Annotated in this window: 8 protein-coding genes and 1 pseudogene; 8 read left to right on the forward strand and 1 reads right to left on the reverse strand. The window is 62.6% G+C overall.

Going from position 1 to position 11258, the window contains the following annotated elements; genetic code table 11:
* Window positions 1–255: 255 nt before the first annotated feature.
* From AB4Z37_RS25365 to AB4Z37_RS25395, 7 genes and pseudogenes are all read left to right on the forward strand, one after another.
* Window positions 256–441: pseudogene (locus tag AB4Z37_RS25365) on the forward strand (IS630 family transposase); the annotation flags it as partial.
* Between the two features lie 250 nt (window positions 442–691).
* Complete coding sequence (locus AB4Z37_RS25370; RefSeq protein WP_316147786.1) at window positions 692–2035, forward strand: IS1380 family transposase; 1344 nt, start codon at window positions 692–694, stop codon at window positions 2033–2035.
* Between the two features lie 255 nt (window positions 2036–2290).
* Window positions 2291–3823: an IS21 family transposase gene (istA, locus tag AB4Z37_RS25375; protein ID WP_441519494.1), complete on the forward strand. Its 1533-nt coding sequence runs from the start codon at window positions 2291–2293 to the stop codon at window positions 3821–3823.
* Between the two features lie 67 nt (window positions 3824–3890).
* Entirely contained in the window at window positions 3891–4733 is an 843-nt protein-coding gene (gene istB / locus AB4Z37_RS25380; protein WP_307769086.1) for an IS21-like element helper ATPase IstB, read from the forward strand.
* A gap of 258 nt (window positions 4734–4991) precedes the next feature.
* On the forward strand, window positions 4992–6803 hold the full coding sequence (locus AB4Z37_RS25385; RefSeq protein WP_307769087.1) for an FAD-dependent monooxygenase: 1812 nt from the start codon (window positions 4992–4994) through the stop codon (window positions 6801–6803).
* A 23-nt stretch (window positions 6804–6826) separates the two neighbouring features.
* Window positions 6827–7708 carry an alpha/beta fold hydrolase gene (locus tag AB4Z37_RS25390; protein ID WP_441519495.1) on the forward strand — a complete coding sequence of 294 codons (882 nt, stop codon included), beginning with the start codon at window positions 6827–6829 and terminating at the stop codon, window positions 7706–7708.
* An 11-nt stretch (window positions 7709–7719) separates the two neighbouring features.
* Window positions 7720–8505, forward strand: coding sequence for a 2-keto-4-pentenoate hydratase (locus AB4Z37_RS25395; RefSeq protein ID WP_307769089.1), 786 nt, complete (start codon window positions 7720–7722; stop codon window positions 8503–8505).
* A 562-nt stretch (window positions 8506–9067) separates the two neighbouring features.
* On the opposite strand, the gene AB4Z37_RS25400 is transcribed toward AB4Z37_RS25395, so the two are convergent.
* Window positions 9068–9712, reverse strand: coding sequence for a hypothetical protein (locus AB4Z37_RS25400; RefSeq protein WP_201744720.1), 645 nt, complete (start codon window positions 9710–9712; stop codon window positions 9068–9070).
* Between the two features lie 235 nt (window positions 9713–9947).
* Here AB4Z37_RS25400 and AB4Z37_RS25405 point away from each other — a divergent pair, with 235 nt between their 5' ends.
* Window positions 9948–10820 carry a LysR family transcriptional regulator gene (locus AB4Z37_RS25405; RefSeq protein WP_183754598.1) on the forward strand — a complete coding sequence of 291 codons (873 nt, stop codon included), beginning with the start codon at window positions 9948–9950 and terminating at the stop codon, window positions 10818–10820.
* The last annotated feature ends 438 nt before the right edge of the window (window positions 10821–11258 follow it).

Below are 11258 nucleotides of genomic sequence, written 5' to 3' on the forward strand. Positions count from 1 at the left end.
ATGTCGAAGGCGCTTTCGCTGGATTTGCGGCAACGGACGCTGGCTCCCGTGCGCGAGGAAGGGTTGAGCCATCGCGAGGCGGCGGTGCGGTTCAAGGTCAGCGCGGCGAGCGTCAGCCGTCGGCGGGCCTTGGCGGCCAAGGGCGGCGAACCGGTTGCGGGTCCGTTGGGCGACGATCGGCGCAGCCAGGCGGTCGAGGCAGCGGCCGAAACCATCCTGGAGGTGTTCCACGCGCAGCGTGACATGACGCTGGCGGAATTGCGGGCCGAACTCGCCAAGCAAGGGCTGTGCTTCGGCTACGGCACGCTGTGGCGCTTCTTTGACCGGCGCGGCTACACACACGAGACCGCGCACGCGGCCGAGCAGCAGCGGCCCGACATCCTGACCCGGCGCGAAGCCTGGTTCGAGAGACAGCTTGACCTCGATCCCCAGCGCCTGGTGCGCGAGGCCGCGAGAACCATCGACACCCTCTGGGCCGCCATCGGCCGCATCCTTGATCTCGTCACGAGAATACCAGAACATGTTCGCCGCAGCAGGATATGGTCCAGACCGGAGGGATTAGGCTCTAGCCGCTCTTATTCACGGCATGGCAGGGATTCGGCTGGCGGGTGTCGCGTAAGCTGTTGATTGTGTTTATGGATTGGGTGTCGAAACCATCCTGTCCACACGATCATGCCGAGCCACACCCGCCATGCACGACGATACGATTGAGGCGTTCGGCTTTCCAGCCATCGGACGCAAGAAGCTCACCGCTGCGTTCGACGGCGGACGCATCACCTCGGACGGCGGGGTCCTGCTGCTGGCAGCCGCCGAGCGGCGCCTGGGGATCGCCGAGAAGCTCGCGGGGCTGATCGCCGATCCGCGTAATCCCCTGTTCGTCACGCATAGCGTCGCCGACATCCTGCGCGCCCGCATGCTCGCCATCGCCTGCGGCTACGAGGATGCCGACGACCTCGATCATCTGCGCAGCGATCCCGGCTTTAAGCTGGCCTGCGGGCGACTTCCGGACAGCGGCCGCGACCTGTGCTCGCAGCCGACCGTGTCGCGCTGGGAGAACGCGCCCGACCTGCGCGAGGTGGTGCGCATGACCTACGCCATGGTCGACCTCTACTGCGCCAGCTATCGCCGTCCGCCCGGCGCCGTCACGCTGGACATCGACGACACCGTCGACGTCGTGCATGGGCATCAGCAGCTCTCGCTGTTCAATGCGCACTACGACGAGCGCTGCTTCTTGCCGATCCATGTCTACGACACCGCGACCGCACGCCCGGTGGCGATCCTGCTGCGTCCGGGCAAGACGCCGTCCGGGCAGGAAGTGCGCGGCCATGTTCGACGCCTGGTGCGCCGCATCCGCAGCCATTGGCCGGCCACCCGGCTGACCCTGCGCGGCGATGGTCACTACGCCCGCCCCGAAGTGATGGCATGGTGCGAGGCCAATGCGGTGGACTTCATCTTCGGCCTGCCGGGCAACGCCGTGCTGAGCCGCCTGGTGGAGGCCACCGCCGACGATGTCCGGGTGCGCCGCGCCGAGACCGCGGCCCCGGTGCTGCGTCGCTATGCCGAGACCCGCTACGGCGCCAAATCCTGGACCTGCGAGCGGCGCGTGGCGGCCCGGATCGAGGCCAGCACGCGAGGGTTGGACATCCGCTTCGTGGTGACCAACTTGGCAGGAGGCAGCGCCGAATGGCTCTACGACACGCTCTACTGCGCCCGCGGACAGGCCGAGAATCTCATCAAGCTGCACAAGAGCCAGTTGGCCTCCGACCGCACCAGCTGCCGCTCGGCGCTCGCCAACCAAGTGCGCCTCGTGCTGCACACCGCCGCCTACTGGCTGATGCTGACGGTGCGCGACGCCATTCCCAAACCGCAGGCGCTGGCCATCGCCGAGTTCACCACGCTGCGGATGCGCCTGCTCAAGATCGCCGCCCGCATCACCGAGACCGCGACACGGGTCCGCATCGCCTTTGCCGCCGCCTGCCCCGAAGCAGCCCTGTTCCGTGGCGTCGCGCTCGGCTTTCAACCCACCGGACCGTGACGCACGGGGCGAGTGCCCCGAATGCACCAGATCCCGAAACCCCAACGCCCATCACGTCCAGACTGGGCGGCGGCGATCAAGGTGAGACTTCAGCGACAATCAGGATGAGACTGCGCCGATGGGGCCGGACCGAAGGGAGGGCGTAGCCCGACCGGAGGACCGGCCCCATCGGCGACGCGCTTTACGGACCCGTCTGGCGGCCGGGTGGTGCTGGTGCAGGCTATTGATTCGTCTCGATAAGAGGGAATCGACGCCTTGCCTGGCCTCCACATCACCGACCACCAGATGAGGCTGTACATGAACTACCGACTGACATTGTCCCCCGAGGCCGCCGCGGCGAAGGCAGGGTTCTCGAAGGCGAGTGCGTATCGGATAGAGGGCGATTCGCTCCTGCCATCGCAGAAGAAGACGCCGAGAGGCCGGCGACGACCCGATCCACTCGCGCTCTACTGGGACGCCGAGATCATCCCGATCCTGAAGGCTGCGCCCGGCATTCGCGTGATCGGCGTACTCGACGAGATGCGCCGGCGCCACCCCGACCTGAACCCAAACATCCGACGCACGCTGGAGCGGCGCATCAATACCTGGCGGGCGCTCAACGGCCCCGAACAGGACGTGATCTTCCGCCAGGAGCACGAGCCCGGCCGTCTGGGTCTGTCGGACTTCACCGACACAAGTGCGCTTGGCATCACCATCTCGGATGAGGCGCTCAGTCACCGGCTCTATCACTTCCGGCTCGCGTTCTCTGGCTTCGAGCATGCCCATGTCGTGCTCGGCGGCGAAAGCTTCGTCGCCCTGGCCGAAGGCCTGCAGAACGCCCTGTGGGCGCTCGGCGGCGTGCCGCGGGAGCATCGCAGCGACAGCCTGTCGGCGGCATTCCGCAATCTTGCGGCCGACGAACGCGAGGATCTGACCCAGCGTTACGCCGCGCTGATGGGCCACTATGGCATGGCGCCGACGCGCAACAATACCGGCATCGCCCACGAGAACGGCTCGATCGAGAGTGCGCACGGTCATCTCAAGCGAGCACTGGAGGATGCGCTGTTACTGCGGGGCACGCGCGACTTCGCCACGCTCGATGCGTACCGGGCCTTTGTCGACGAGGTCGTCGGCCGGCGCAACGCCAACCTCGCCAAGCGGATCGCGCTCGAAAAGGAGGTATTGGCGTCGCTGCCGAAAGGCCGCACCACCGACTTCGAGGAGAAGGTGATCCCGGTGACGTCGTCAGGCGGCTTCATCCTGCGGCGCGTGTTCTACACCGTTCCTTCAAGGCTGATCGGGCATCGCTTGCGCGTGCGCATCTTCGACGACCGACTCGAATGCTTCCTCGGCGCCACGCCGGTCGGCACACTGCGGCGTGGCCGGCCTGTGTCGGAGAGCCAGGGCGGGCATGTCGTTGATTACCGGCACGTCATCCATGCCCTGCGGCGCAAGCCGATGGCGTTCGCCAGCCTCGTCTATCGCGACCAACTCTTCCCACGTGCGGCTTACAAACGCCTGTTCGACACCTTGCGGGAACACGGTGACGACCGGCGCGCTTGCAAGGTGACAGTCGAGCTCCTGGCACTGGCCCACGAGCGTGGCTGCGAAGCCGAGCTTGCCGTGGCGATTGCGGCCGATCTCGACGCCGGACGGATACCCGATCTTGCCGCACTGCGCGACCGCTTCCGACCCAAGGAGACCTCGATCCCGAGTGTCGCTGTCAAGTTGGCACCGCTGGAAGTCTACGATGAGCTCGCCTCGGTCCGCATTGTGTCGGCCCAACCGGATCTGGGAGAAGCGGCATGACCAGCATGGCGAACTCCATCGATACCATTCTGCTAGCACTGCTGCGCGCCCTCGAAAGCGAAGCGGCATGATCAGCATGGCGAACTCCATCGATACCGCGCGCGTCGAGTTGCTGCTCAATGAGCTGCGCCTGCCCGGCGTCAAGGCGATCTGGCCAAAGCTCGCCGCGCAGTCGGACAAGGAAGGCTGGCCCGCTGCTCGCTTCCTCGCGGCCCTTGCCGAGCACGAGGCCGCGGATCGTACTCGCCGTCGCATCGAGCGACACATGGCGGAAGCGCGTCTGCCTGCCGGCAAGACACTCGCTACCTTCGACTTCGAGAGCGTGCCGATGCTGTCGAAGGCACAGGTGATGGCGCTCGCCGCCGGCGACGTTTGGCTGAAGACCGGCGCCAATTTGCTGCTGTTCGGTCCACCTGGCGGAGGCAAGACTCATCTTGGCGCAGCGATCGGCCTGGCCCTCGTCGAGGACGGCTGGCGAGTTCTCTTCGCACGCACCACCGACCTGGTGCAGCGGCTGCAGGTGGCGCGGCGCGAACTGGCGCTGGAGTCCGCAATCGCCAAACTTGACCGCTATGACCTCCTGATCCTCGACGACATTGCATACGTGAGCAAGGACCAGGCGGAGACAAGCGTGTTGTTCGAGCTGATCGCCGCGCGCTACGAGCGACGCTCGCTTCTGATCACGGCCAATCAGCCGTTCGGCGAGTGGGGGCGCATCTTCCCCGATCAGGCAATGACACTGGCGGCCATCGATCGCCTGGTTCACCACGCCACGATCCTCGAGATGAACGTCGAGAGCTACCGTCGAAAAATTGCGCTCGATCGCAGACGCAGCCCGGGCCGGCCACCCGTTCACGCCACTCCAAAGGAGCTCGACAAAGTGGCGATTGACGCTGGTAGTGCCGTTTGATTGGCGCGCAGCGTCAATCACGCCTTGCCAAACCCACGGCCAGCGTCAATTATCAACTGGCCCGGCCGCCTCGTCTCATCTTGATTGACGCGCCGCTCTCATCCTGATTGTCGCGCCATATCCAGACCAAGACAGCGATGCAACAGGCGCCAAGCCGACGTGCGTCCGCCACTCAGGCAGCAGGAAAAGCGTCAGCACGCTGAATAGGATGGGTTAGACCGAATGAGTCCACCGTGCGAGGTATCGCGGAGCAGACATATGGCATACGAAACAGAGGTGCTCATTATCGGAGCCGGCCCGACAGGCTCGACCACCGCGCTTGCGTTGGCCAATTGCGGCGTCCGCTGTCATATCGTGTCGCGCGGCAACTGGATGGCTGATAGCCCGCGGGCGCATATCACGAACCAGCGGGCCAACGAGGTCTTCCGCGACCTCGGAATTGCCGACGATGTCGCGAAATATGCGAGCCCATGGGAGCTGATGGGTGATACGACGTTCACGACCAGTCTCGCGGGGCCCGAGCTGCTCCGAATGCGAACGTGGGGCACAGGAGACGATCGCCGCGGCGATTATCTTCGGGCGAGCCCCTGCGGCATGGTGGACATCATTCAGCCGCTGCTCGAGCCTATCCTGTTTCAGAAGGCGGCGGAGAAGGGCGCGACATTCGCATTCAACACCGAGTACGTCAGCCACGAGCAGGATGCGGGCGGCGTGACGGCGACGCTGCGGGACCGATTGCACTGCCGCCAATACAGCATCCGTGCGCGCTACATGGTGGGCGCCGACGGCGCACGCTCGATGGTGGTCGACCATCTCGAGTTGCCGATCGAAGGCCGGATGGCCCGCGCGGGAACTGTCTACACCATCTTTAATGCCGATCTTTCGAAATACAGCCGACATCGCCCCAGCATCCTGAACTGGATCGTCACCCCGGACGCCAGCTTCGGCGAGATCGGCATGGGGCTCCTGCGCGCCGTGCGCCCCTGGACGCAGTGGATCGCCGGCTGGGGCTTCGACATCAGCAAGGGAGAGCCAGACCTGTCGCCGGAAGCGATCGTTCCGAAGATCAAGGTGCTGATCGGTGACCCGACAATCGAACTCGATATCGTGAGGACATCGATCTGGTACGTGAACCAGGCATACGCGACTGAGTATTCCAAGGGCCGGGTATTCTGTGGCGGCGACGCGGTCCACCGGCATCCACCCTCAAGTGGTCTTGGCAACAACACCTGCGTGCAGGACGCGCATAATCTCGGCTGGAAACTTGCTTACGCTGTCAAGGGCTGGGCTGGCCCGAAGCTTCTGGAGAGCTATTCGCAGGAGCGGGCCCCCGTCGGAAAGCAAGTGGTGCTGCGGGCGAACCAGTCGCGGCTCGATTACGCCCCCTTGAACGCGTGCTTCCGAGTCGAGGGCGCAGAGAATCCGATCGCTACAGGAATTGCGCGCTTCCGCGATCCAGGGCCGGAGGGCGTTGCCTCCCGCAAAGCCGCTCAGGCCGCGCTCGATCTCAAGCAGACGGAGTTCAACGCCCAAGGCGTTGAGATGAACCAGCGGTACGAATCCTCGGCCGTGATTCCGGACATGGGCGCTGGCCCGGAGAAATTGCTCCGAGATCGCAACCTCTACAATCAACCGACGACGCGGCCTGGAGCCAAGATCCCGCACGCCTGGCTTGTCGGTCCGGACGGTGTGCGGGTGTCGACGCTCGACGTGACCGGAAAGGGTCTTTTCACCGTGGTGACCGGCCTCGCCGGTACGGCCTGGAAGGACGCTGTGCGCCGGCTCGATCTGCCCTTCCTGCGGATCGTTGTGACCGGTTCGCGCGAAACGCAGGACCTCTACTGTGAGTGGCAGCGCATCCGCGAGATTGACGAAGCCGGAGCGCTGCTTGTCCGACCGGACGGGGTGGTGGCTTGGCGCGATAAGGACGGCACGCCCGACGTCGGCGAGGCCACAGAACGGCTCAGCGCGGCGATCCGAACGATCCTCGACCTTGCGGACCTTTCGGCGGTGACGCGCGACAGCCCGCACGAACCATCGAAGCCCAGCGGCACGCCGCTGTTCGCCTGACAACCAGCCAGCGAGAGTCAGTTATGAGTGACACACGTCCAGCGAACTTTTCCAGCGTCTGGGCTGATCTGAGGGGTGTCTCCTTCAAGCAGCATTACATCGACGCCGGCGGCATCCGGACCCGCTGCATCGAGTCGGGTGACCCGTCGAAGCCGCTCGTCCTTGCGCTGCATGGCGTTGGCGGCCACGCAGAGGCATACTCCAGAAATTGCGGCCCGCATGCCGATCACTTCTGGTTCGTCGCCATCGACATGCTGGGACATGGATGGACCGACAAGCCCGCCATTGACTACCAGGTCAAGGATTATGCCGATCACGTGCTCGCCGTGCTCAAGGCGCTCGGCAGGGGCAAGGCCATGATCAGCGGTGAATCTCTCGGCGGTTGGGTCGCGACCTATCTCGCCGTACATCGTCCCGCCACTGTGGAGAAACTGGTCCTCAACACCGCCGGCGGTTGGACCGCGCACCCGCAGGTGATGGAACGATTGAAGAAGCTGTCAAACGAAGCTGCTTCGGAACCCTCATGGGAGCGGATCAAGACGCGCCTCGAATTCCTGATGTGCGACAAGAGTATGGTCTCCGACGACCTGATCGAGACCCGCCGGGCGATCTACGCCCAGCCGGGATTCGCCGACACGATGAAGCGGATCATGTGTCTGCAGGAGATGGAAATCCGCCGGCCCAACATGATCACCGCCGACCAATACCGTTCGATCAAGGCGCCGACCATGGTCGTCTGGACCTCGCATGATCCGACCGCGACGCCCGAGGAAGGGAAGCAGATAGCGGACATGATCCCGGGTTCGAAATTCGTGGTCATGAACCGCTGCGGCCACTGGCCCCAGTTCGAGGACGCCGAGCAGTTCAACCGGCTCCACATCGAATTTCTCCGGACCGGCAAGTAAGGATCGTTCAGATGAACCAGCAAAACAAGCACAGCGAGTTCGCCGCCCAGATCCGCGCAGCTTACGCCGGCACTCCGATCGCGCCTATCCGGACGCAACTCGCCGAGCTCGACGTCGATGCGGCCTATGCCATCCAGCAGGAGAACACCGCGCACTGGCAGGCCGAGGGACGTGGCCTGGTCGGAAGCAAGATCGGGCTGACCTCCCGCGCCGTGCAGAACCAGCTGGGCGTCGATCGGCCTGACTTCGGCGTCCTGTTCGCCGACATGATGGTCGCCGAGGACGAGCCCGTCGCCGCCGGTCGTGTGTTGCAGCCGAAGATCGAGGCGGAGGTGGCATTCCTGCTCGATCGCGACGTCGACGTCGAAGCTCCAACCGTCATCGACGTGCTGCGCGCCGTCGCGTATGCGATGCCCGCGCTCGAGATCGTCGGCAGCCGGATCACCAATTGGGATATCGGCGTCGTCGACACCGTCGCCGACAACGCCTCCTCGGGACTCTTCGTCCTGGGCGGTCCCATCCGTCGCCTTGACGGCTTAAATCTCCGCGCTCTGCAGATGCAGATGACGAGGCGGGAAGAGATCGTTTCGAAGGGGACGGGCGCTGCGTGCCTCGGTAATCCCCTCAATGCGATGGCCTGGCTGGCCAGCGAACTGGCCAGCCGTAAACGACCACTGCGCGCCGGCGACGTTGTGCTCTCCGGAGCGCTCGGCCCATGGTGCCGGTCAATTCGGGTGACGCGTTCGAAGCGAACATCGCGGGTCTGGGGACGGTGTCCGCCCGGTTCGCGTAGCTAAAACGTCACCGACGACGTCGGTCTTAGAGGCGGTGATCCTAGCGCTCGACATGGGCGTCACCATCGCGCGCGACAAGAAGTTTCTCGAACGCCTGCGGGCGATCGCGCCGTCCCGGATCCATGGGATGTCGGCTGGTTATCGCCCGATCGACGAGTGGGGAAGGGAGCACACAGACGGCTTGGGCGCATTAGCTTTTCGATGTGATATTGTGCCCTCATAGCGCTATGGCGTAAACATAGTGATCATCACTATCAGTCGCGGCCCGCCACTTTGGTAAAAACCGGGAACGCCGATTCCCGCCGACTTTCCTCCTTTGGTGGCTACCGGCGTCCTCAATAGGGTGTTTTTTGCTGCCCTCGATGTAGATCGCGTCGTCCGCGATCTCGGCGTGTTGGGCGAAGGCGCGGACATGTTCCCGCCGATAGCCGCCCTTTCCAAGCCGGAGGCGAGTGCGAGCTTCGCTTGCCAGTTCCGGCACGGCCGCTTTGGCGTGAATCTAAATTCAAACAGCAAAGCGCCCGATGGATTGCACCGGGCACTTCTTTCTCAAGTCACCTCGAGATTACTTGGTAGCGAGGATTTCGAAATTGTGGACGTTTGCCACCACACCGTCGTCCCATCCACCTGAGATCAATTCTGAAGCCTTTTCATTCAGGAGTCCGGCGACTTGTCCGGCAAAGTGCGCTTCGCGGCCAGAGTTGTCGGCAAAGATGTCGAAGATGGCGAAGTTGTTCCCGTCAATCTGCAGCGCCGCCCAGAACAATGTCTTGGGTTCAGTTTCTGCGACGATGGGGCCGGCGGCGGTCAGCAAGGCTGCCAATTCGGGGCCTTTACCTGGAGCAGCTTCGAGCTTGATGTAAGTTGCGGTCGTTGCCGTGTAGAGATCAACCGGCGCCTTTACCGACAGGACATCGGAGTTGTTGATATTCGCGACAACACCGTCGTCCCATCCTCCGTCGACCAGCGCGTCGGCGTTTTGCTTCAAAGCCGCAGCAACCGCTCCTGAGAAGTGAGCGTCGCGTGCTTCTTCATCTGCGAAGATGTCAAAGATTGCGAGCATATCGTCGGCTTGCAGAGCAAACCAAAGTACAGTTCCCGTCTCTGTTTCCCGCACGATAGGTGCGGCACCTGCCAGAAACTCCGCGAAGGCTCCGGTCTGGCCTTCGGCGGCGGGCATGGCGATGTAGCTGGCAGTATGATTTTCCATTGCGTTGTCCTGTGCAGTTGCAGAAGTTGTGAACAGAGCCAGTGCGGCGAATGTCTAAAGGATTTGCGCTTTCATGGTCGTCTCCTGATTTGAAGTGCATCGTGTTTGGTTTCGATGCACTCTTGTCCCATGCTGGGTGCGCCGGGCTCCAATTCCGAAATTCTATTCTTTGATAGACGTGGACTATCGAACTTGTTTTGATGGCCTGAAATGAGATGTGACGGAGAATGTGGCGATGGAAATGAACCAGATCAGGTATTTTCTCGCCGTCTGCGAGCACCGAAACTTCACCCACGCAGCCAGTGCCTCCAATGTCTCCCAACCTTCCTTGACGACTGCGATCAAGAAACTTGAAGACGAGCTTGGAGGTGACCTGTTTGTCAGGGACCGTGCGGGATGCAGGCCTACGTCCCTCGGTAAACTCATGCAGCCAAGGTTGCAGAAGGTTCACGATGAGACGCGACAGGCTAAGGCAGAGGCGGTCCGTCATATGCGCTTGGAGCGGGTTCCAATCTCTGTCGGTGTCGGCGAAACGATTGGCCACAACAGGATTTCGGCAGCTATGGAGCGTACTCGTACGCGATTGCCGCAAGCCGAAATCGAATTGATCGTTGCGTCAACCTCCGAGCTTCTTGCCGGGTTACGAGATGGTGAATTTGACGTTGTAGTCACCGCAGAGAAGGTCAGTGAAGACCTCTATCGTATAGACCATCTCTATGAAGAGGACTACAAGGTCGTGGTGTCAAAGTCGCATCCGTTGGCTGAACTAAATGCGATCTCTCTTTCGGCTCTTGCTAAAACTGACATGCTTGACCGCCTAAATTGCGAAATGCGGGATGTTTTGCATGGAACCTGCGCGGATCATGGTCACGAACTCTACGCGGCCTATCGGTCAAATCGCGTGGATTGGTTAGTTGAACTTGCTCGGCAAGGGTCAGGTGCGGTGATCCTGCCAGCCACCGCTATTCCTTCGGACATGGGCCTGGTGTCGAAACCCATCGATGGCCTTGAAATATCAAGAACTGTTTTGGCCCTTCGATATCGGCACCAAACGACGAGACCAGAGACAAATGATCTGATCCGTGAGATGACGCGCACGCTGGCGTAGTGAGGTCGGTAATCGACATTCGCCCATCGTGCAGCATTCGTCACTTTGGGCTCAGACCAGACTTTCGCGGCATCACGCTCGAACGTCCGTTCTACTTTTCTTCGAGATCTCGCCCGCAATCCGCCACTTAGCGCTGGAGAAATTGCGCCAGATTGCGGTGAAGGTCACAGCGAACCACACCCATTGTGTGCGGTGATAGTCGTCGGTGACGAGGCCGTACTCTTCAAGAAGCCACCGCGCCGCGTGAGGCGACCTTCGGCGCGGGTAACAGTGGGTGGGTTCTTTTCAATCTTGAAGAGCCGCTTGATTTCCCTGATGACCTCTTCAGCAGACGGCCCCGACTTTGCCGTCGGGTGGAAGTGAATGAACGGCAGGTTTCGGGCGCCGAACGCGGCGCTCCGAACGGCGACAATGGGGTCGGAAGCTGTCGCAAAATAT

It is taken from the genome of Bradyrhizobium sp. 2TAF24 (genome assembly GCF_052115025.1).
In the GTDB taxonomy this organism is placed as follows: domain Bacteria; phylum Pseudomonadota; class Alphaproteobacteria; order Rhizobiales; family Xanthobacteraceae; genus Bradyrhizobium_A.

Coding starts and splice junctions, on each gene's coding strand:
- AB4Z37_RS25370 (WP_316147786.1), top strand. CDS start 692: ATGCACGACGATACGATTGAGGCGTTCGGCTTTCCAGCCATCGGACGC.
- AB4Z37_RS25395 (WP_307769089.1), top strand. CDS start 7,720: ATGAACCAGCAAAACAAGCACAGCGAGTTCGCCGCCCAGATCCGCGCA.
- AB4Z37_RS25385 (WP_307769087.1), top strand. CDS start 4,992: ATGGCATACGAAACAGAGGTGCTCATTATCGGAGCCGGCCCGACAGGC.
- istB (WP_307769086.1), top strand. CDS start 3,891: ATGATCAGCATGGCGAACTCCATCGATACCGCGCGCGTCGAGTTGCTG.
- AB4Z37_RS25405 (WP_183754598.1), top strand. CDS start 9,948: ATGGAAATGAACCAGATCAGGTATTTTCTCGCCGTCTGCGAGCACCGA.
- AB4Z37_RS25400 (WP_201744720.1), bottom strand. CDS start 9,712: ATGGAAAATCATACTGCCAGCTACATCGCCATGCCCGCCGCCGAAGGC.
- AB4Z37_RS25390 (WP_441519495.1), top strand. CDS start 6,827: ATGAGTGACACACGTCCAGCGAACTTTTCCAGCGTCTGGGCTGATCTG.